At 66.6% G+C, this 21,834-nt stretch carries 19 protein-coding genes; 10 read left to right on the forward strand and 9 right to left on the reverse strand.

Annotated elements, in window-relative coordinates; genetic code table 11:
• The first annotated feature begins 154 nt into the window (after positions 1-154).
• The 8 genes from HT136_RS15680 to HT136_RS15715 all read left to right on the forward strand — a co-directional run bounded on the left by HT136_RS15680 (position 155) and on the right by HT136_RS15715 (position 5,180).
• Positions 155-430 (forward strand): hypothetical protein, encoded by a 276-nt coding sequence (locus tag HT136_RS15680; RefSeq protein WP_214200745.1) that lies wholly within the window; start codon positions 155-157, stop codon positions 428-430.
• Positions 431-557: 127 nt separating this feature from the next.
• On the forward strand, positions 558-1,997 hold the full coding sequence (gene leuC / locus HT136_RS15685; RefSeq protein WP_214200746.1) for a 3-isopropylmalate dehydratase large subunit: 1,440 nt from the start codon (positions 558-560) through the stop codon (positions 1,995-1,997).
• 14 nt (positions 1,998-2,011) lie between these two features.
• A complete protein-coding gene (locus HT136_RS15690; RefSeq protein ID WP_214200747.1) occupies positions 2,012-2,179 on the forward strand; it encodes a hypothetical protein in 168 nt (55 codons plus the stop codon).
• Positions 2,180-2,194: 15 nt separating this feature from the next.
• Positions 2,195-2,797 (forward strand): 3-isopropylmalate dehydratase small subunit, encoded by a 603-nt coding sequence (gene leuD, locus HT136_RS15695; protein ID WP_214200748.1) that lies wholly within the window; start codon positions 2,195-2,197, stop codon positions 2,795-2,797.
• Positions 2,798-2,943: 146 nt separating this feature from the next.
• A complete protein-coding gene (locus HT136_RS15700; RefSeq protein ID WP_214200749.1) occupies positions 2,944-3,285 on the forward strand; it encodes a DUF1476 domain-containing protein in 342 nt (113 codons plus the stop codon).
• A 67-nt stretch (positions 3,286-3,352) separates the two neighbouring features.
• Positions 3,353-3,586, forward strand: a complete 234-nt coding sequence (locus HT136_RS15705; RefSeq protein ID WP_214200750.1) for a BolA family protein — start codon at positions 3,353-3,355, stop codon at positions 3,584-3,586.
• A 30-nt stretch (positions 3,587-3,616) separates the two neighbouring features.
• Complete coding sequence (grxD, locus tag HT136_RS15710) at positions 3,617-3,946, forward strand: Grx4 family monothiol glutaredoxin (protein ID WP_214200751.1); 330 nt, start codon at positions 3,617-3,619, stop codon at positions 3,944-3,946.
• A 406-nt stretch (positions 3,947-4,352) separates the two neighbouring features.
• A complete protein-coding gene (locus tag HT136_RS15715; RefSeq protein WP_246543791.1) occupies positions 4,353-5,180 on the forward strand; it encodes an NUDIX hydrolase in 828 nt (275 codons plus the stop codon).
• Positions 5,181-5,275: 95 nt separating this feature from the next.
• Here the strand turns inward: HT136_RS15715 and HT136_RS15720 are convergent, their stop codons facing one another.
• From HT136_RS15720 to HT136_RS15735, 4 genes are all read right to left on the reverse strand, one after another.
• Positions 5,276-5,596, reverse strand: a complete 321-nt coding sequence (locus HT136_RS15720; protein WP_246543771.1) for a PilZ domain-containing protein — start codon at positions 5,594-5,596, stop codon at positions 5,276-5,278.
• Positions 5,597-5,695: 99 nt separating this feature from the next.
• Complete coding sequence (locus HT136_RS15725; protein ID WP_214200752.1) at positions 5,696-6,997, reverse strand: sugar MFS transporter; 1,302 nt, start codon at positions 6,995-6,997, stop codon at positions 5,696-5,698.
• Between the two features lie 106 nt (positions 6,998-7,103).
• Positions 7,104-8,594, reverse strand: coding sequence for a glycerol kinase GlpK (gene glpK, locus HT136_RS15730; RefSeq protein ID WP_214200753.1), 1,491 nt, complete (start codon positions 8,592-8,594; stop codon positions 7,104-7,106).
• A 41-nt stretch (positions 8,595-8,635) separates the two neighbouring features.
• A complete protein-coding gene (locus HT136_RS15735) occupies positions 8,636-9,487 on the reverse strand; it encodes an MIP/aquaporin family protein (protein WP_343222210.1) in 852 nt (283 codons plus the stop codon).
• A 171-nt stretch (positions 9,488-9,658) separates the two neighbouring features.
• Between HT136_RS15735 and glpD the strand changes: the two genes are divergently transcribed.
• Entirely contained in the window at positions 9,659-11,239 is a 1,581-nt protein-coding gene (glpD, locus tag HT136_RS15740) for a glycerol-3-phosphate dehydrogenase (protein ID WP_214200755.1), read from the forward strand.
• 70 nt (positions 11,240-11,309) lie between these two features.
• The gene (locus HT136_RS15745; RefSeq protein ID WP_214200756.1) at positions 11,310-12,125 is read left to right on the forward strand and encodes a DeoR/GlpR family DNA-binding transcription regulator; all 816 of its coding nucleotides are present in this window, start codon (positions 11,310-11,312) and stop codon (positions 12,123-12,125) included.
• A gap of 279 nt (positions 12,126-12,404) precedes the next feature.
• On the opposite strand, the gene HT136_RS15750 is transcribed toward HT136_RS15745, so the two are convergent.
• The 5 genes from HT136_RS15750 to HT136_RS15770 form a co-directional block, all read right to left on the reverse strand.
• Complete coding sequence (locus HT136_RS15750) at positions 12,405-14,390, reverse strand: M1 family metallopeptidase (protein WP_214200757.1); 1,986 nt, start codon at positions 14,388-14,390, stop codon at positions 12,405-12,407.
• A gap of 141 nt (positions 14,391-14,531) precedes the next feature.
• Positions 14,532-15,701: a DmpA family aminopeptidase gene (locus HT136_RS15755; RefSeq protein ID WP_343222211.1), complete on the reverse strand. Its 1,170-nt coding sequence runs from the start codon at positions 15,699-15,701 to the stop codon at positions 14,532-14,534.
• Positions 15,702-15,703: 2 nt separating this feature from the next.
• Complete coding sequence (locus tag HT136_RS15760; RefSeq protein WP_214200758.1) at positions 15,704-16,786, reverse strand: amidohydrolase family protein; 1,083 nt, start codon at positions 16,784-16,786, stop codon at positions 15,704-15,706.
• 1 nt (position 16,787) lies between these two features.
• Positions 16,788-18,779, reverse strand: coding sequence for a S9 family peptidase (locus HT136_RS15765; RefSeq protein WP_246543772.1), 1,992 nt, complete (start codon positions 18,777-18,779; stop codon positions 16,788-16,790).
• A gap of 136 nt (positions 18,780-18,915) precedes the next feature.
• Positions 18,916-21,615, reverse strand: a complete 2,700-nt coding sequence (locus HT136_RS15770) for a TonB-dependent receptor domain-containing protein (RefSeq protein WP_246543773.1) — start codon at positions 21,613-21,615, stop codon at positions 18,916-18,918.
• Positions 21,616-21,834 lie beyond the last annotated feature (219 nt).

Here is a 21,834-nt window from a genome sequence, read left to right on the forward strand (position 1 = left end):
GGCACCGGACGGAATTTCCGCGACAAGATGTTACAAACCGAGACGCGCCTGCGACGCGCGATTTCACTGGCGTTCATCTGCCCGGGCCTAGTTCCCAGGTTACGGCACGGGGCCTCGCCCCAGTCCGAAAAGCACCCATTCACAGGTAGATGACATGAAGACCCTCGCCCGCATTCTCGCTCCCGCGCTCGCCCTTTCGCTCGGCCTCGGCGCTGCCCTGCCCGCGATGGCCGCCACTTCGGCCCCGCACCCGACGGCCAGCCACACGACGCCCGCCAAGAAGACCACGCACACGCCTGCCAAGAAGACGACGTCGCACACGCCGGCCAAGAAGACGACGGCCAAGACGACGACCGCGACGAAGAAGGCTCCGGCAAAGAAGGCCTCCTCGGCCAAGCCCACGCCCAAGCCGACCGCGCACAAACGCTGAAGGCAGCCCGGTAGCGGTACAGGACACGGAAAATTCGTACGACCTCCCCCTGCCGGATAAAATCTAACGCGAAGGCGCGCTCGTTCGGCTTGAATTGCAAAGCTTGCGCGCCTAATCGCGTCACATCATGACCACACAGCCGCGCACTCTCTACCAGAAGATCTGGGACGCCCACGTTGTCGACACCCGCGACGACGGTACCTGCCTCATCTACATCGACCGCCACATCGTGCACGAAGTGACGAGTCCGCAGGCCTTCGCGGCGCTACGCGCGTCGGGTCGCAAGGTGCGTCGCCCCGATCTTCACATCGCGGTCCCCGATCACAACCTGCCCACGACCGCACGCCGCGACGCGAGCGGTAACCGCGTGCCGATCGCCGATCCGCAGAGCGCGCAGCAGCTCGACCTGCTCGAGAAGAACGCGCCCGAATTCGGCATCCGCTACATCGGCGATGCCGACATCGAACAAGGCATCGTCCACGTGGTGGGACCCGAACAGGGCTTCTCGCTGCCCGGCGCGACGATCGTGTGCGGCGACAGCCACACCGCCTGCAACGGTGGCCTCGGCGCCCTCGCCTTCGGCATCGGCACCAGCGAGGTCGAGCACGTCATGGCGACGCAGACCCTGCTGCTCAAGCAGTCCAAGACCTTCCAGGTCAACGTCGAGGGCAAGCTTGGCGCGGGCGTCTCGCCCAAGGACGTGATCCTGCACATCATCGGCCTGGTCGGCACCGCCGGCGGCACCGGCTACGTCATCGAGTACACCGGCAACGTGTTCCGCGAAATGTCGATCGAGGGCCGCCTGACGGTCTCGAACATGTCGATCGAAGCGGGCGCGCGCGCGGGCCTGATCGCGCCCGACGAGACCACCTTCGCCTACGTCAAGGGCCGCCCTTATGCGCCCGTCGGCGCCGAATGGGACAAGGCCGTCGCCTGGTGGAAGAGCCTCGCGACCGATCCCGGCGCGACCTACGACAAGTCGATCCACATCCGCGCCGAGGACATCGAGCCGACCGTGACCTGGGGCACCAGCCCCGAGGACACCGCGCCCATCGGCGGCGTGGTTCCCGCGCCCGAAGACTTCGAGGACGCCTCCAAGCGTGACGCGGTCAAGCACAGCCTGGAATACATGGGCCTGACGCCGGGCACCAAGCTCACCGACATCGCGGTCGAGAACGTCTTCATCGGCTCGTGCACCAACAGCCGTATCGAGGACATCCGTGCCGCCGCGGCGATCCTCAAGGGCCGCAAGAAGGCGGACAACGTCAAGTGGGCGATCGTCGTGCCCGGCTCGGGCCTCGTCAAGGCGCAGGCCGAAGCCGAGGGTCTCGACAAGATCATCCTCGAGGCGGGCCTCGAATGGCGCGAACCGGGTTGTTCGGCGTGTCTTGCGATGAACCCCGACAAGGTGCCCGCGGGCGAGCGCTGCGCGTCCACTAGCAACCGTAACTTCACCGGCCGTCAGGGCCCGGGTGCGCGCACCCACCTGGTCAGCCCGGCGATGGCCGCCGCGGCCGCCGTCACCGGCCACCTCGCGGACGTGCGCGAACTGACCGAGCAAGCCTGAAGGGAGCTTCGAACATGGCAGACGACACCGAAAACACGCTCGCCGGACGCGCCGCCATCGCGGCAGGCGCCGCCATCGGCTCGGCCGCGATCGCGGCCGCCCTGCTCTTCGTGAAGCGTCGCAAGTCGCGCGCCGAGAAGCTGGCACCGCCGCATCCCGACAAGGCCCACGAGACCGACTGAGAAGAAGACCAGAAGATGACCCCGATTTCGCAGGTTTCCGGCCGCGCCTACCCGTTCGGCCGCAAGAACGTCGACACCGACGTGATCATTCCCGCCCAGTGGCTCAAGACCGTCACGCGCGAGGGGCTCGGCCAGGGCTGCCTCGAATCGGTCAAGGCTGAACCGGGCAACGTCTTCACCGATCCCGAATACGCCGGATCGCCGCTGCTCATCGCGGGCGACAACTTCGGCTGCGGCTCGAGCCGCGAGCACGCCGCCTGGGCCCTGCTCGACATGGGCGTGACCTGCGTGATCGCGCCGAGCTTCTCGGACATCTTCTCGGGCAACGCCTTCAAGAACGGCATCCTTACCGTGGTCCTGCCCCAGGAGGCGATCGACCGGCTGATGGAGGTCGCCAAGACCGATCCGATCAGCGTGGACCTTGAGAACCAGTCGGTCACGACCCCGTTCCAGGACCGCTTCCTGTTCGAGATCGACCCGTTCCGCAAGCACTGCCTGCTGGGCGGTCTCGACGAGGTGGGCCTGACGCTGGCGCAGGACCGCGAAATCAGCGCTTACGAAGGCAAGGCGCGCGAAGCGCTCCCGTTCCTCGCCAGCCCGGTGCTGCACGCGGCCTGAATACCGCCCCTTTTCGCCTCGCCCGAATCGCGGGCATCGTGAATCGGGATTGAACCGGAGGCCCACCGGCCCTATCGGCATAAGGACACGACGTCCGCTGCCGTCCAGGACTGGTGGCCGACCTGTATTTTTCCGGGACCCTCGCGATGAAGAGCTTCAGCAACCGTGTACCCACCTCCCCCGCCGCCGAGGGCGAGAGGTCGCAGCTTGAACAGGAAGCGGAAATCCAGTTCCGCATCCAGGCCCGCCGCAACCGCCTCGTGGGCGAATGGGCGGCCGCCCGCATGGGGCTTTCCGATGCGGAGACCGAAGCCTATGCCAAGTCGGTCGTCCAGGCCGATTTCGAGGAAGCGGGCGACGAGGACGTGATCCGCAAGCTTCTCGGCGACATCACCGCCGCGGGCGTCGATACCACGGAAGGCGAAGTGCGTGCCGCGCTCGACGCCAAGCAGGTCGAGGCGCGTCGCGCCTTCCTCGGCGCGGCCTGAACGGCCCCGCTCCAACCACCCTACCGGGCCAGCCCCCGCTTTCACGGCCCCGCAAAGGAGAACCACCATGGCGATGCCCGCCAGCGAGATCGAGCGCCTGATCAAGGACGCCCTGCCCGGCTGCGAAGTCACCATCACCGATCTGGCCGGCGACGGCGATCACTACGCCGCGCACGTCGTGGCCCCCCAATTCGCGGGAAAGATGCGCGTCGCCCAGCACAAGATGGTCTACGAAGCGCTCGGCGGACGCATGGGCGGGGAACTCCACGCCTTGCAACTCACCACCGCCGTTCCCAACTGACGCTGATACGCTTTTGAGGATTTGAATCTGATGTCCGACGTTAACGCCCGTATCGGCGACCTCGTGAAGGCCAACGACGTTGTCCTGTTCATGAAGGGTACGCCGCTTTTCCCGCAGTGCGGGTTCTCCAGCCGCGCCGTGGCCATTCTCGATCACCTCGGCGTTCCCTTCGAAACGGTCGACGTCCTGCAGGACCAGGAAATCCGCCAGGGCATCAAGGCCTACTCGGACTGGCCGACGATCCCCCAGCTCTACGTGAAGGGCGAATTCGTCGGCGGCAGCGACATCATGATGGAGATGTACGAGGCCGGCGAACTCCAGCAGCTCGTCACCGAAGCCGGAATTGCCCCCCAGGCCTGATTCGCGCATTCGCAAGGATAGCCAGAAGAGCCCGAGGGACCTTGCGTCCCTCGGGCTCTTCTGCGTCAGGACAAGCGCACGCAACCCGCAGTGCCGGTCGAGACAATCATCATGATGGGGGATTTGGGCGCCACGCCAAGCTCGGGGAGGCAGGGCCCGGAGACTGCTGGGCCCTGCCTCGTACGAGACTACTTGGGTACGCAAATATTAAAGCACAAATCGTGCCAAATTCTGTAAATCCCGCAATTTCGAGCTTCGCCGTTCGCGGGTGTCCGCTTTTCCGACAGCCGGTGTAAAAATCCCCGACAATGCCATCGTTTGCCGCAATCGCTGCATTTCTGCGCCTCGTGCGCCGCTGCGGGCCTTCGGATTGACCGGCCGGACGGACCATTCGCGCTTGCCCGGAATGCGCATTCGCGCGACAGCGCTCGTCATGGACCTGAAGCTTCCCCCCAGCGACCAGCCGATGCCGCCCTCCGCCGGCAATTTCGTGCCGGCCGCGACGCTCGTGATCTTCCGCCAGAACCCGCAGGTCGGCCAGCCACCGCAACTGCTGATGGTCGAGCGCTCGCCCAGGATGCGCTTCGCCGCGGGCGCATCGGTCTTTCCCGGCGGCCGGGTCGACCCGGCCGACCGCGAACTCGCCCGGGCGCTCGAGCCCGAGGCCCCTCTCGAAATGGCCAGCGCCCGCATCGCCGCGATTCGCGAAACGCTGGAAGAGACCGGCCTGCTCGTCGGCTGCCTGGACCCGGTCACCCCCGAAGCGGCGCGCGAGGGGCGAGCCCTGCTCGCCCGCGAAGGCGCACTCGCTCCGGTGCTCGCGCGGATGGGCTGGACGCTTGCGCCCGATCGCCTCGCCTTCTTCGCGCACTGGTGCCCCAATCTCGAACGCGCGTTCGACACCCGCTTCTTCCTCGCCGACCTGGGAAGCGGGGAAGTCGAGATCGCAGTCGACGAAACCGAGAATTCGCGGCTGTTCTGGGCCAGCGCCGCGCAGACACTGGAAATGGCCGAAAACGGCGCGACACGCCTCATCTTCCCGACGCTGCGCAACCTCGAGCGGCTGGCCCGCTTCGGCTCCTACGCAGAGGCGCTGGCCGATGTCGAACGGCATCCCCCACGCCGCATCCAGCCGCGCTCCGAAACACGCTGCGACGGCCAATGGCTGGCGATCCCGGACGACCTTGGCTATCCGGTCTGCGCGCAGCGCCTCGAAAGCGTGCGACGCGGTTAGAAGTCAGGTGGAATCACCTGACGTTTCAAAAGATGCGTAAAAACAGAAGTCCAGAGCGGTCGATCTGATGCAATCTGGTCGAAACCGGCTCTAAGTCAGCCGCGCAACTGCCCCTGGGCCGCGTGCTGGATGGCAAGGTGGTCGACCACCGGACCGTACATCGGCCGGTCGAATTCGATCCCCGCGAAATCGCCGCAAATCCAACGCACACTGCCGCCGAAAGCCTCGAGACCGCTTGGCCGCAGGATCAGGCGCGCCCCGACCCGGACGAACAGTCCGCCCATCCGCAAGCGGCAGCCTTCCGCCGATATGTCGAAGATTTCCCCGCTGTCGCGAAGCCCGCTCTGCGTCCGGCACTGGACGGCCATGCTGACGGGCTTGCGGGCCGAACGGCGAGGAATGATCGGGCGGTTCATGGACTCCTGCCTAGCGCGCAATCCTTGAACTTCGATTAACCTCGCCAAGCCGCGGCGACGGGGCCGTACAGCCCCGCCACCGTCACCTCGTCCGATGGCTCAGGCCGGGCGTCTTGCGTAGAGGCCGAAGCCGGCGATGACCGCGTAGCACAGCGCCGGAATGGCGAAGGCGATCGAGAGATTGCCCCCCGTCGCGTCGGCCAGCGCGCCGGTCAGCACCGGCACGATCGCGCCGCCGCAGATGGCTACGTTGATGATACCCGAACCGTCGGCCGCACGGGCGCCCAGCTTTTCGCAGGCAAGGCTGAAGATGGTGGGGAACATGATCGAATTCATGAGCCCGACGGCGATCAGGCTGTAGCCTGCGACTGCGCCGGTACCGGTGGTCGAAACCGCGATCAGCACGATCGCCACGCAGGCGTTGAAGGCCAGCACCTTGCCCGGATTGACGAGGCGCAGCACCGCTGAACCGATGAAGCGACCGACCATCGCGCCGCCCCAGTAGAGCCCGAGGAGCTTGCCCGCACTGGCTTCCGGCAGCGCCAGCACGTGCGACTGCATGAGGTAATTCACCAGGAGCGAGCCGATCGTCACTTCCGCGCCGACATAGAGGAAAATGCAAAGCGTGCCGTAACCAAAGCGCAGCCGCGAGAGCAGGTCGAGGCCGAGGCGTTCGAGCAGCCCATGGTCCCCACGGGTCTCGTGCTTCTCAGCGGGAAGGCGATTGCGGAACAGCCAGACCGCAGCCGCAACGAGCGCGAGCGCAACCGCGACACCGAGGTAGCCGTGGACGATCGCCTGCGTCTCCTGCCGACGGTAGCCGTCGAGCGCGGCGCCGGTCAGTTCGTCGGCCGAGACGTGCGCGAGGCTGCCCAGGATCAGGATCGAGCCGCCGATGGGAAAGAGTGTGGTGCCCAGCGAATTGAAGGCCTGCGCGAACGTCAGGCGCGAACTCGTCGTCGTGCGGGGGCCAAGCAGGCTGATCAGCGGGTTCGAGACCACCTGCACGATCACCACGCCCGCCGCGAGCACGAAGTAGGCGGCGAGGAACAGCGGATAGTAGGCGGTTTGCGAGGCCGGAATGAAGGCGAGGCAGCCCGCGATCATGACCAGCAGGCCGAAGGCCGCCCCCCGCATGTAGCCCAGCTTACGCACCAACATCGCGCCGGGAATGCCGATCACCGCATAGGCGGTGAAGAAGCAGAACTGCACCAGCATCGCCTCGGTGAAGCTGAGCGTGAACAGCTCCTTGAGCTTGGGGATGATGACGTCGTTGAGGCTGGTGATGCCCCCGAAGATGAAGAACAGCGCGAACACGAAGTAGCGCAGTTCGGGCGCATCGACGTAGCCGCCGGGGACTTCTTCCTCGGCAGAGCCAGGCTCGGCGCTGCTGGTATTCATGATCGCGGCCACGTTGATCCTCTCATCCGAATGTTGCCCTTGAATGTGGCAACGATCTGATTTGTTTCGGACAGAAGAGCAAGGAACAACGCGAATTTTTCGACCGTCAGGTGAAAATGGTGCGCCTGACGGCCTGGTGCCAGCCCGCGATCAGGCTGCTGCGCTGCGCTGCGCCCATGCGCGGCTCGAACAGATCACCTTGCGTCCAGGTACGCGAGAGCGCGCCGAGGTCGCTCCAAACCCCTGTCGCGAGCCCGGCGTGAAAAGCCGCGCCGAGCGCGGTCGTCTCGAGATGAACCGGACGCTCGACCGGGGCCTGGAGCATGTCGGCCAGGAACTGGCAGAGCCAGTCGTTCGCGGCCATGCCGCCATCGACACGCAGCCGCTCGGGCGCGCGTCCGCCGTCGGCCACCATCGCCTCGGACAAGTCCATGGTCTGGTAGGCGACCGCCTCGAGCGCCGCGCGGGCCAGATGGGCCTGCGTCGCGCCCAGCGTCAGGCCATAGATCGCGCCGCGCGCGTCGGGGTCCCAGTGCGGCGCGCCCAGCCCGACGAAGGCCGGGACCATGTAGACGCCGTGGTTGTCGGGCACTTGCGTCGCCATGTCGTTGGTCTCGCGCGCGTGGGTGATCACGCCGATGCCATCGCGCAGCCACTTGACCGCCGCGCCCGCGACGAAGATCGAGCCTTCGAGCGCGTAGGTCATCTGACCATCGAGGCGGTAGGCAGGGGTCGTCAGCAGGCGGTTGTCCGACGCGAGCGCCTCGCCGCCGGTGTTGAGCAGCATGAAGCAGCCGGTGCCATAGGTCGACTTGGCCATGCCGGCCTCGAAGCAGGCCTGCCCGAACAGCGCCGCCTGCTGGTCGCCAGCCAGCCCCGCGATCGGGATCTCGGCGCCGAACAGGTCGGCTTGGGCATGGCCGAAGACATGCGCGTTGTCGTGAACTTCGGGCAGGATCTGGCGCGGCACGCGAAACAGGCGGCACAGCTCCTCGTCCCAATCCTGCGTGCGGATGTTGTAGAGCAGGGTGCGGCCCGCGTTGGTGACGTCGGTCGCGTGGACCGTCCCGCCGGTGAGGCGCCAGAGCAGGAACGCGTCGATCGTCCCGAAGGCAAGTTCGCCGCGCTCGGCCGCCGCGCGTGCGCCCTCCACGTTGTCGAGGATCCAGGCGAGCTTGGTCGCCGAGAAGTAGGGGTCGACGAGCAGGCCGGTGCGCGCGCGCACGTCGGCCTCGACGCCATCGGCCTTGAGATCGGCGCACAGGCGCGCGGTGCGCCGGTCCTGCCACACGATCGCCTTGTGGATCGGCTTGCCGCTCGCCCGCTCCCACACCACCACGGTCTCGCGCTGGTTGGTGATGCCGATGCCCGCGATATCACGCGGCGCAAGGCCGCTCTTGCCGATCGCCTCGCGGGCGGTCGCCACCACGTCGCGCCAGATGTCCTCGGCATCGTGCTCGACCCAGCCGAGGTCGGGATAGTGCTGTTCGAACTCGCATTGCGCGGTGGCAAGGGGCCTTGCGGCCGAATCGAAGACGATCGATCGGGTCGAGGTCGTCCCCTGGTCGATGGCGAGAACGTGGCCGGGCTGGGACATGGGGAAACTCTCCGTCAGATTATGCTATGCGTCGTGGTGTCTTAGTCGGCCTCGGGCCTGCGCCCCGACGGCAAGTAGGGCCGGATGGCGAAGTGATAAAGCCCTGCCCCGACCAGCCCGCCGACGAGCGGTCCGGCGATCGGCACCCACATGTAGAAGCCGGGACCCGGCAACGCCGAGGAACCCCATCCCGCCAGCGAAGCGAACAGCCGCGGCCCGAAATCGCGCGCAGGATTGATCGGCCATGCCTCGAGGTAGCCGCCCGAGGCGCCGATCGCGGCAACCAGCAGCCCGATCATCAGCGCCCCGGAATTCGCACGGGGCGCCATCTCGTTGTATTCGTCGGTGATCGCGAAGATGCCCAGCAGCAGGAAGGCGGTGAGGATCACCTCGTCCCAGAACGCGTGCATCGGAGCAATGTGCTCGCCGGGATGCGTGAAGAACACGCCCGCCGCGCCGCCGGTGGCCCGGGTCAGGCCGTGGGCGGCGTTGTAGGCGTCGATCACCGGATGCCACAGCTGCAGCACGAGCGCCGCACCGATCACCCCGCCCACCACTTGCGCGGCGACGTAGGGAAGCACCTTGCGCCTGGGGAAACCGCGAAAGACCGCGAGCGCCAGCGTCACCGCCGGATTGGCGTGGGTGCCCGAAACCGAACCGGTGACGTAGATCGCCAGCGTCACGGCCAGGCCCCAGGCGATGCACACGCCCCAATAGGCCTGCGCATAAGGGCTGGGATCGTAGAGCGTGATCATGGCCGCGGCCGAATCGCCCAATGTGACGATGATCATCACCGCAATCGCCTCGGCGATCAGTTCGCCGCGCAGCGCACGGCGCGCGGCAACGCCTGGCGCCGCATCCGGGGCATTCTCGTCGGCTAGCTTGGCTGACACGATCAGTCTCTCCCGCTTTCGCTCTTTCCCTTGTTCGCGCTCATCCCTGCACATAGGTTCGAACGAACGTCAAGACTTTCATTTGAATTTTCGTTATAGCGCTCATATACTGGAAACGAAATTCGAAGCGATGCGTTCCCGATGCAGGCGCAGCTTCCCAGGGAGACCGACATGCCATCCGCCGCCGCGATCGACACCACTACCGCCACCCGCGAGCCCGTTTACGACCTGCTGGTCGTGGGCGGCGGCATCAACGGAGCGGGAATCGCACGCGATGCCGCCGGGCGCGAGCTTTCGGTGCTGCTGGTCGAACAGGACGATCTCGCCAGCTACACGTCCTCGTCCTCGACCAAGCTGATCCACGGCGGCTTGCGCTATCTCGAGTATTACGAATTCCGGCTGGTCCGCGAGGCGCTGATCGAACGCGAGCGCCTGCTTGGCATGGCCCCGCACATCATCTGGCCGCTGCGCTTCGTGCTGCCCCAGTCGCAATCGCCGCGTGCCGCCTGGATGGTGCGCCTTGGCCTGTTCCTTTACGACCACCTCGGGGGCCGCAAGCAGCTTCCCGGTACGCAGACGATCGACCTCGACCGGGCGCCGCAGGGCAAGGGCCTCAGGGCCACCGGCTCGAAGGGCAAAGGCACGGACGGAAAGGGCACGAACGGAAAAGGCAGGGCCTTCGTCTATTCGGACTGCTGGGTCGAGGACAGCCGCCTCGTCGTCCTCAACGCGATGGACGCGGCCGCGCGCGGCGCGCGGATCGAAACCCGCACACGGCTGACCGGCGCCGAAACCCGCGACGGCATCTGGCACGCCACCCTCGAAGGGCCGGAGGGCACGCGCGAGGTGCGCGCGAAGATGCTGGTCAACGCCGCCGGCCCCTGGGTCGACACGGTCCTGCGCAAGCTGGGACGTGCCCGGAACGATCGCGGCGTGCGCCTCGTCAAAGGCAGCCACATCGTGGTCCCCCGGCTCTACGAGGGCGACCACGCCTTCATGCTCCAGAACCCGGACCGCCGCATCGTCTTCGCGATCCCCTACGAGCGCGAATTCACGCTGATCGGCACCACCGACGAGCCCTGGACCGAGGCGCCGGGAAAGGCCGAGATCAGCGCGGCCGAGACCGACTACTTGTGCGAGACCGCCAACCGCTATTTCGAAACCGCGATCACGCCCGCCGACGTTGTCTGGAGCTACGCCGGGATCCGGCCGCTCTACGACGACCACGCCGCGAATGCCTCGGCGGTGACGCGCGACTACGTCCTCGATTTCGACCGTCCTGACGAGGGCGCCCCGATGCTCAGCATCTTCGGTGGAAAGATCACCACGTTCCGCAAGCTTGCCGAGCACGCCCTCCAGCACATCGCCGAAGTTTTCCCAGAGGCCGGGCAGGCCTGGACCGGAGGCGCCGTCCTGCCCGGCGGCGACCTGCCCGGCGGCGATTTCGCGGCTTATTGTGCGGATTTGCAGACGCGCTATCCGCAGTTTCCCACCCCGCACCTCGCGCGCCTCGCCCGCGCCTACGGGACGCGCGCCGGGACGATCCTTGGCGGGGCGACGCGCATCGAGGACCTTGGCGAGGACTTCGGCGCCGGGCTCACCGCGCGCGAGGTCGACTATCTGGTAGAGCACGAATGGGCGCGCACGCCCGAGGACATCCTCTACCGCCGCTCGAAGCTCGGCCTGCACGTGCCCCAGGGCGCCGCACAGGCGCTCGCGCGCTATCTCGCGAAGGCGCCTGCGGGCAACTGACCGGCGAGTGCTTTGCAGCGGCGGCCGGCCCCGCTAGGCTGGCCGCCATGATCCGAACCCTGCACGCCCGATGACCCCCGAGACCTCCGAAGCGAGCGGCACCGAGCCCAATGCCGACATCGTCACCCGGCGGCGTGCGCGCATCCTCGAGATCGCGCGCAGCGCCGGACGAGTGGAAGTCGACGATCTCGCCGCGCGGCTCGACGTCACCCCGCAGACCATTCGCAAGGACCTCAATGTCCTCGCCCAGCAGGCGCTGCTCTCGCGCGTCCACGGCGGTGCGGTGGTGACCTCGGGCGTGATCAACCTCGAATACGACACGCGCCGCGCCGTCGCCTCCGACGCCAAGGCGCGGATCGGCGCGGCCGCGGCCTCGCTCATCCCGGACGGCGCCTCGCTGTTCATCAACATCGGCACCACCACCGAAGCGGTCGCGGCCAACTTCGCGCACCACCGCAACCTGATGGTGATCTCGAACAACCTCAACGTCGTCGACACGCTGAGCGCGCATCCGGCGCTGGATCTGGTCTGCGTGGGCGGCAAGGTGCGCACGGGCGACCGCGCCATCGTCGGTGCGCTCGCGATGCGCTTCATCGAGAACTTCCGGGTGGACTACGCGCTGATCGGCATTTCCGCGCTCGCCCCCGATGGCAGCCTGCTCGATTTCGCGATCGACGAGGTCGAAGTCTCGCAGACGATCATCCGCAACGCGCGCAAGGTGATCCTCGTCGCCGACAGTTCGAAAGTCGGGCGTTCCGCGCCCGTGCGCGTGTGCGGCATGGAAGCCATCGACTTCTTCGTGTCCGACACGATCAGCGACCCGGACTTGCGCCACGCCTGCGAGCGCGGCGGCGTCACCGTGATTGAAACGTCACCCCCAGCCTGAGCCTCACGCCTGAGCCTCCCACCCCGGCATTGCCGCCATGCGAATGCCAGATCGTTGCAAATAACCCGAATCCGTAGCGCGAAAGAGACCACGCCCGGTTCACCAAGGCCATGGTTGGCCTGTTCGCTTGGAGACTGACGCCCCAGCAGGTGGTCGCGCGGCCCAACCTCGCCCTACACGCGGACACGTTCAACGCCGACCCACGCCGCGAAAAAGCCCGGCATCGCAACCGCGCGATGCCGGGCTTTTATCATGTCCGCCGAGCGAAGCTCAGGCCGCTCAGTTCGCGGGCGCCGTCCGCAGGTTGTTGGCGCGATCCTTGTCGGGAAGCGCGTGATCGGGATCGACCTCGGCGCTGACCACGCGCTTGCCCGCCGGCACGGTGACCACCGTCGCGGCGTTGCGGATCCAGCTTTCTGCGGGAAGCCGGATGTCCTCATGCGTGCCGCCCGCATAAGTCACGCGCAGTGTGGCGGGCATGACCAGCTTGTCGTGCACGCCGACCGTGATCGCGGTGCCCTTGGCCGGGTCCTTTTCGTCCACAGGGCCGATCGCGTCGATAGCCAGGTCCATCGTCCAGTTGTGCGCGTACCAGCCGTTCCAGAAGTACGACAGATCCTCGCCGCCCTCGCTTTCCATCGCGCGGAAGAAGTCCGAAGGCTGCGGGTGCTTGAACGCCCAGGCCGCAATGAAGCGGCGGAACGCGGGGTCGAAGCGGTCGGGCCCGAGGATCTCCTCGCGCAGCAGCCGCAGCCCCAGCGCCGACTTGAAGTAGCTCATCGGATGGCGGTATTTCTCGAGCACCGTGTCCGAGCGCGAGAGCAGGATCGGCGCCTTGGGATCGGCGAGCAGTTCCTGGATCTCGTCGACCGGGTTGCCACCGCCCGGCGCGTATTCGCCGTCGCGCTTGGGCCCATATTCGCCGTGGTTGAAGTCATCGGATTCGTAGGTGTCGATGAAGGTGTTGAAGCCCTCGTCCATCCAGGCGTGACGGCGCTCGTCGAAGCCCACGATCATCGGGAACCAGCCGTGGCCGATCTCGTGCGCGGTGATCCAGAACAGCTCCTTGCCCTTGTCCTCGATGCCGTCGAAGACGATGCCCGGGTATTCCATGCCGCTTGCCGGTCCCGCGACGTTGATCGCGGCGGGCCAGGGATAGGGGTACCAACGCTTGGAGAAGTTCTCGACCGCGTTCTTGAGGTATTCGGTCGAGCGCCCCCAGGCCTCCTTGCCCTGGCTCTCGAGCGGATAGACCGACATCGCCAGCGAGGTCTTGCCCCCGGGCAGGTTGATGCGCGCGGCATCCCAGGCGAACCAGGCCGAGGCGGTGAAGGCGACGTCGCGCGTGTCGTTCATGTGATAGTGCCAGGTGCGCGTGCCGCTGGCCTTGCCCGGGCCCTTGGCGACTTCGGCAGGGCTGCGGATCATCACCGTGGCATCGCTCGTACGCGCCTTGGCAAGGCGTGCCTGCTGCTCCTTGGTGAGGACCTCCTCGGCGTTGACGAGCTCGCCCGAGCCGAACACCAGCATGTCGGCGGGCACGGTCACGTAATAGTCGAAGTTGCCGTATTCGAGATAGAATTCCTGCGCGAGGTAGGGTGCGGTGTCCCAGCCGCGCACGTCGTCGTAGACCGCCATGCGCGGGTACCACTGCGCGAGGTCGTAGATCGGGCCCTTCTTCGACTGGCCCCAGGCCATGCGCCCGCCCCATTCGCCGGGAATTTCGAAGTGCCAGGCCACACGCAGCTTGAGCGCCCCGCCCTTGCCCTTGAGCGCCTCGGGCAGGGTGACGCGCATGCGCGTGTCGCTGACGAGGAAGGGCACGTCAACGAAACCGCCAGCGGTCTCCACCTCGACCTTGTCGAGCACGGCGCCCTGGGTCGAGGCCGGACGCGGCCGCCCGCCGGCAAAAGTACCGCGGCTGTCGGCCTTGTAGCTGTTCTGGTCGAGCTGGAGCCACAGCACGTCGAGCGCATCGGGGCTGTTGTTGGTGTAGCTGATCACTTCCGAGCCCGAAAGCGAGGGCGCCTTGGGATTGGGGTTCAGCCTGGCGTGGATCTCGTAGTCGGCCTGGTTCTGCCAGTAGTCGGGCCCCGGCAAGCCGTTCGAGGAGCGGTAGGAATTGACCGGCATCGGCATCGTGAAGGGCGCGAAGCTCTCGAGCGGGTCGTACTGCGCCGCAGCGGCACCCGGAGCGAGCGTTGCGAGGGCGGCGAGTGCGATCGCCGACGAAGCCGCCGCCGCGCGCGGCGAGCCGATTTTCATCCAGTCTTTCATAGTTGTGCGCGTGGCGTCCCGATTCGGTTTGCAGATGCGAAGAGGGGTACCCGCCGAGGGCGCCCGGCGGCAATGCCCGCCAGGTATCTTTTTGGTATTATTTTCGCGAAACGGCGCGGTGTAAGGCGCTCAGTTGCGCGGCGCGCGCGCCAGCATCGCGCGCACTTCGGCCTTGGGCAGCGCCTTGACGGTGCCGCGAAAGCCGCTGACGTCGTGCGCGGCGAAGAGCGCGTTGTAGACGCTTTCTTCGCTCGCCTCGGCCACCGCCTGGAACAGCGGCGTCATCGCGTCGTTGGCGAGATCGGATATCGACGCGAGCGCTTCGCGGCGTTGCGGCGTGCGGCGGACCGAGGCCGCGCTGGAAAAGGCCACCGCGTAGTCGCCCGAGCCGTTCGAGAAAGCCGAGCCCGTGCGCGAAATTCCCACGAAGGCGCGCTGCGCAAGACGGCGCAAGTTGCGGTCCGACAGCGGCGCGTCGGTCGCGATCACCAGCACCACCGAACCGTCGGCCGAAGTCTCGGGCAGCTTGTCCTTGTAGAGATACTGGCCAAGGCGCTGGCCGACCGGCACGCCCGCGACGCTCAGCACGCCGCCATAGTTGGTCTGCGCAAGCACCCCCACGGTCCAGCCGCCCAGGCTTTCCGGCAACTTGCGCGAGGCCGTGCCGATCCCGCCCTTCCAGCCGAACGTGACCGTACCGGCTCCCGCGCCCACGACGCCTTCCGCCACCGGCCCGCCACGCGCCGCCTCGATCGCGCGGCGCGCGTCGGCGATGGTGACGTGGCGGCCGCGAATGTCGTTGAGGAAGCCGTCGTTGGTCTCGCCCACCACCGCGTTGACCGAGCGCACTTGCGCGTTGCCGGGCTGGTCGAGCGTCCATTCCACGCTCGCGGCCATCGCCTCGGGCACCGAGAGCGTGTTGGTGAGGAGGATCGGCGTCTCGATTTCGCCGAGATCCTCGATCTGGGTGGAACCGGCGAACTTGCCGTAGCCGTTGGCCGCGTAGAAGCCCGCCGGAACCTTGTCCTGCCACAAGTTGCCGCCATGCGGGAGCACGGCCGTCACCCCGGTGTGGACGCGCGTGCCTTGCTCGAGCGTGACCTGCCCGACGAGGACCCCGGCAACGTCGGTGATCGCATCGAGCGGCCCTGCCGGCAGGATCCCGACCGGGACGCCCGCCCCGCGCAGCGCCCCGGGCGCCTTGGCGCCAAGCGGCAGACCCGCCGCGACGAGGGCAAGCACCCCCACCCCCGCAATGGCGAGTTGGCGATTGCGTCCACGCAACGAGGCCGCGCGCACACTCAGGGCTCGAGCCGCGCGCGTGGGAAATCGGCGTGGTCGTAGGCCGGGTGGTTGGTGAGGATGGTGTGCCACTCGGCCTTGGTCAGCGGCAGCAGCGGGTAGACCGTGCCATAGTAGTCCGCGAGATCGCCGCTGAAGGGGAAGTCCGAGCCGGGCACGAAATGTTCGGGGCCGATGCGGCGGATCAGCGCGACGAGGGCCGCGCGGTCGGCTTCGGGCGTGTCCGCCTTCCAGACCATCGCCAGATCGAAGGTGAGATGGCGCGCGATCGAAGGGTCCGCCTCGATCGCGTCGGCGAAGGCGCCGAGCGCGGAGAGCGTCTGCACGTCAATCCCGCCCCAGCCCGCCGCGTGCGCGATCTGGACCGGGGTATCGCCCGCCGCCGGAAGCACGTCGCGCAGGAACACGCGCACGTCGCGCGCGCCGTAGTCGGTCGCGCGCGTGCGCATGTGGATCATGATCGCAAGGTGAGTGCGCTCCGCCAGCCGGAACACATCGGCAAGCTTGGCCACCTGCTCGGGGTCGCGCAAGTCGACACCCGAATTGGTAAGGTGCAGCTTGATCCCCGTGACATCGGGATTGCTACCCCAATGCGCAATCTCGGGCAGCGCGGTGGCGGTCACCGGATTGACGCCGATGTAGATGCCGAAACGGCCGGGAAAGCGCCGGGCGAGGTCGACCGACCAGGCGTTCGCCGCGCGCAGGATGCGCGGCGCATCGGGGCGCGGCGGCTGCATCATCGGGCTCTCGGCGAGGTAGGCGCTCGACATGATGAGGCCGCGCGCGATGCCCGACTTGTCCATCTGCGCGATCAGATCCTCGGGACTGTAGGCCTTGGTGAACTCGACCGGGCAGGAACCGATCCGTCCCTCGCTCGAACAGTATCCGGGCAGGAATTCGAGGATGGCGGGCGAATGGACGTGCATGTGGTGGTCCACTTCGCCCGCGACGCCCGGCGGTGACGCCGGGGCCACGGGCGAAGACTCGGGGCCAGCTTGCGCAAGGGCCGCCGCGCTCGCCAGCAGCGCGGCTCCCGCGAGCACGGCGGCGAGGACGGAGGAGCGAAACGACCCTGCGCGCATCTTACTTCCCGTCGGCCAGCAGCGTCTGCTTCCAGAACGCGACGCTCGCCTCGAAGTAGTATTCCTCGTTTTCCTTCTTGTGGAATCCGTGGCCTTCGTTGGTGGCGTTGAGGAACCAGGCGGGCTGGCCATTGGCGTGCATCGCCTTGGTGATCTGCTCGCCTTCCGAGGGGGGAACGCGCGGGTCGTTGCCGCCCACCGCCACGAAAAGCGGGATCTTGATCTTGTCGAGGTGGTTGAGCGGCGAGATCTCCTCAAGCTTCTTGCGCTGCTCGGGGATTGATTCGTTGCCGTATTCGGGACGACGCAGGTCACGGCGGTAGGACTGCGTGTTCTCAAGGAAGGTCACGAAATTGGTGATGCCCACGTAGCAGCTCGCGCTCCTCAGCTTGTCCGAGAAGTGCACCGCCGCCGCGTAGCACATGTAGCCGCCATAGCTCATGCCGTAGAGCGAGAAGCGGCTGGCATCGAGCGTGGGATCGGCCGCGAAGTGATCGAGGAAGGCACCCAGGTCCTTGACCGAATCCTCGCGCTTCCACGGGCCGTTGTCGAGGTTGACGAAGCGCTTGCCGAAGCCGTCCGAGCCGCGCACGTTGGGGAAGAACAGCGCAATCCCCAGCTCGTTGAGATAGTAGTTCTCCGAGCCGAGGAAGTCCGGGCGCGACTGGCCTTCGGGGCCGCCGTGGACGTCGAACAGCAAGGGGCGCTTGCCGGGGAACTTGGCGGGGTCGGGGCGGTAGAGGAAGCCGGTCACGTTCTCGCCATCGAAGCTCTTGATCGTGACAAGCTGCGCCTGCGCGTTGCGCGCGGCATCAAGGCCACCGGTCTCGCTCAGCGTCCAGCGGGTAACCTTGAGCGTCTTGGGATCGACCGAGAAGGCATCACCCGGAACGCTTGCGGAGGAAAGCGAGAAGCCGATCTCGCCCCACGGCGCGATCTGGATGGCGGGGCCGATCGCCCAGGGGATCACGCCCTGGGGCAGCGCGGAGACCTTGCGCACCGTGCCCGAGGGCAGATCCATGACGTGCAGGACGCTGACGCCCGCTTCGTTGGTGGCATAGGCAAGGAACGAGCCGTCGGGTGCAAGCGCGTAGTCGCTCACGCTCCAGGCTTCCTTGGTGCGGGGGGTAAACGTGCCGGTCCTGGGGTCGAGCGTGCCCAGCTGCATGAAATCGCTGCCGCCCGCATCGCTCACGATCCAGATGGTGCCGTCGGCGGCCACGTTGGGATCGACCCACGAGGTGTCCGCCTTGGGGTCGGTCAGCGCCTTCATCGCGCCACTGGCAAGGTCGACGGTGTAGACGATCGATTTGTTGATCGAGAGCCGGTTGACCGCGATCAGGCTCTTGCCGTCGGCGGTGAAGCCCGCGACCGTCCAGCCGCCACCGCTGACCTTGGCGACAAGACGGTCGGTCTTGGGATTGCGCGGGTCGACCGCGTAGATGTCCATGTCGGCGCCGTTGCGACGCGAGGACGTATAGCCCAGCAGCGTGCCCTTCGCATTCCAAGCGCCGATCCAGTTACGGCTCTTGCCGTCGGTGATGCGCTCGAGACGGCCGTCCTCGAGGCGGTAGAGCTGGTAGAATTCATCACCGCCATTGTCGCGCATGACGATGGTCAGGTGGTCGCTCGAAGGCGCGATCGAGCCCATCAGCACCGGTTCGGCGCCGAAGCTGATCTGCGTGCGGGTGGCGCCGGGCGCGCGCACGACATGGAGCTGGTTGGTGGTGCCGAAGCGGGTCTTGACCAGCATCGAGCGGTCCGAGGTGTTCCAGCCCAGGAAGTCGGCACGGCGCGCCTCGAGGTAGGGCTGCGTCGCCTTGACGAGGTCATCGGGAATCGCCGGCACATCCTGGGTGATGATCGCGGCCGGCTTCGCGGCATCCGCGAGGGCCGGGGCGCCGCTCAGCGCCAGCAGCGAGAGCGCCATGACGCCCGCGCCCGATACGGTGGAGGCAGTCGAGGCAAGGCGGGACAGGGACCGGGATTTCATGATGGTTTCCTCGGATAACAGGCTGGGAATAAACGGAAGGGCCAGGTCTGAAAAGGGCCTGGCGCGACCGCCCTGCCCGGAATTGCAGCGAAGGCTGCAACACCGGGCCGGACGGCCGCGCCAGAATTCGACAGGATCAGAACTTGACGCGTGCGCCGACGGTTATGAAGCGGCCGATCACGTCATAGTACGGGGAATAAAGCGACCCGTAGGGCGGATCCTTGTCGAACAGGTTGGAGGCATCGATCGTGAACTCCATGCCCGGACCGCTTTGCGTCGGGACCGCGAAGCGCAGCTGCGCGTCGAAGTACGTGTAGGCCGGGATGTGGTTGTTCGAGATGGTCAGCGTCGAGTTGTACTCGCCGGGCGAGATGTAGCGCGCGCGGATCAGGCCCGAGACCGACTTGCTCTCGTAACCAACCGAGGCGTTGACGCGCCACTTGGGTACGCCCAGGCCAAACGAATAGCCCTGCGAACGGACGTATTCGGTGGTCGAATTGCCGTCGTTGGCGGTCAGGCTGTCGACCCAGGTGCCCTTCACGTTGAAGTGAAGCTGGCCATCGCTGTCCGCACCCAGTTCGTCGAGCGGCAGCACGTAGTCGAGCGCGCCGTCGATGCCGTTGGTCTTGTAGTTCGCCAGATTGACGTAGCCCGACACCGTGCGGGTGATCGTGCCCGAAGCGTCCCGCTCGACATTGGCGCACAGCGCGGTGTTGCCGTTGTAGCAGTAATTCACCAGGTTTTGCGCCGCGATCGTGGTGATCAGATCGTCGATGTTGATGTCGTAGTAGTCGAGGCTGAGGTTGAGGCGCGGGATCGCCGGCGGGTTGTAGGTTGCGCCGAAGGTCCAGGTGTCGGCCTTCTCGGGCGTAAGGTCGGGGTTGCCGCCGCCGTTCGAGAGGACGTACTCGGTCGCACCGGTCCAGGGGTTCTGGATGTTGTTGTAGCCGGTGGTCTGCTGCGTGTAGAGTTCGGTCAGGTTGGCCGAGCGGATGTCACGCGAACGGGTCACGCGGCCCACGAAGCCGGGGAAGAACTCGTTGGTAGCGCCCAGCTTCCACGACCAGATCGAACCGGTGGTGGAATAGTGCGAGACGCGCACCGCGCCGTTGACGTTGAGGCGCTGCAGCAGCGGGGTGTTGTAGACCAGCGGCACGGCCACTTCGAGGAAGCCCTCGGTCACCGTGTAGCCACCCGACATCGCCGAGAAGCTGAAGGTGCGGAAGGCCTTGGCCGCATCGAGTTCACCCACGGTCTGCTTGACCGATTCGTGGCGCGCCTCAGCACCGATCGAGAACGAGACGTCGCCGGCCGGCAGCGAGACCGGCTCGCCGCGCAGGCTGACGCCGCCGACGTCGAGCTTGGTGGTCGAGCGCATCTGCGGCGTACCCGTCACGTAGTCGATCGCGTCCTGCGAAGGCGAGCCTTCGCCGAACAGGTTGACCGGCACGCAGTCGCTGGTGGGATCGGTCAGCGCCACGCGGCACACCACGTTGCCCGAAGCGTCGGTCACCGCGTCGATCGCGTTGGCGAAGTTCGAAGTCAGCAGGAAGCCCGGGGTCTTGATGTTGTTCTGGTAGGCGCCGTGGCTGTAATAGGCGCTCCAGCGGAAGCCGTTCGCCAAGGTGCCGTCGAAAGCCAGCGTGCCCTGCGTCGACTTGCGTTCGAAATCGATGCGCGAGTAGGACAGGTCGTTGTTGTAGCGGCCCATGTAGAACCCGCTCTCGCCCGCGGCGGCCAGCGTGTCCTTGATGTCCTGCGAGAGGTAGGCGTTGTCGGCGTTGATGTAGATGCTCGAGCTGGTCGCGCTGCCCTGCACGTTGTCGCCGAACCAGGTGTAGTTGTTCCACATGCGCGAGTGGCGCAGTTCGGCGGTCATCTTGATGTCGGACGTGAGCTCGTAGGTGAGCGCGGCCATCGCGGCGTAGCGCTTCTGCGGGGTCACCAGCGGGCTGTTGTCGTCGTTCGAGGGGCCTTCGCCGCCCGCCGAATAGTTGCCCGAAACCGCATCGCCGTAGTCGTAGGCGCGCAGCGAACCGTCGGAGTTGAACGCCTGGCCAGCCAGCACACCCGAGGTGATGAGGCCGCCGTAGGCCATGTTGGCGTAGCCGACGTCGGGGGTCATCGTGCCGTTGAACACGGCCCAGCGGCCGATGTTGGGACGGCTCGTCTTGGGGATCACGCCTTCGCTGTCGTAGTACTCGCCGCCGATCACGAAGTGGCCACGGCCGCCCGCGAACGAGGTGCCGTACTTGGCATCGAAGCGGCGGGTGAAATCATCGCCATAGCTCGAGATGCCGGCCGAACCACCCGCCTCGAAGCCTTCGTAATCGGTATCGACGATGAGGTTGACGACACCGGCAACCGCGCCCGAACCCCAGGCCGCCGAGGCGCCGCCGGTGACGACGTCGAGGCCCTTGAGCATGTTGCTGGGAACCGCGTTGAGATCGTTCTCGCTCGAGAAGCGGCGGCCGTCCATGAGCACCAGCGTGTGGCTGACGCCCAGGCCACGCAAGTCGACCGGGGCCTGGCCCGCGCCGGTGTTGGTGCCGGTGGTCTGCGCCGAGGTAGTGGCGCGGAACTGCGGCATGTCGTTGAGCGCCGCCGCGACGTTGGCGCGGACACCGACGGTCAGTTCCTGGCTGTCGAGGCGCATGGTCGGCGTGGGAGCATCGAAGCCCTTCGCGTCGATGCGCGAGCTCGAGACGATGATCTCGCTGCCGGCGTCGCTGTCCTGGGCGCTTGCATCATCCTGGGCGTGCGCGACGCTGGTGAGCGCCATCGCGGCGGCCAGGACACTGACGCCACCCGAAAGGCGGCTGCGAACTGAATTCATTTTGAGACCCCGTTTTTGCCGTGATTTGCCCGCACGGCCAAAGTGTGAACCCCTCCCACCCGGATTGCGCCCAAGCGCCATCGCCACGCCGGCCGAAGGGGGCAGCGCCACGATGAAATCTGTTCGCAATGAAACCGGAACCTGAAATTATCGACTTGTTTTGTTACAGCGAATGTAACAAATGCGAACATTGTTACCAATAGCATTGCTTTGGTAATA

The sequence above is a fragment of the Novosphingobium profundi genome (genome assembly GCF_018491765.1).
In the GTDB taxonomy this organism is placed as follows: domain Bacteria; phylum Pseudomonadota; class Alphaproteobacteria; order Sphingomonadales; family Sphingomonadaceae; genus Novosphingobium; species Novosphingobium profundi.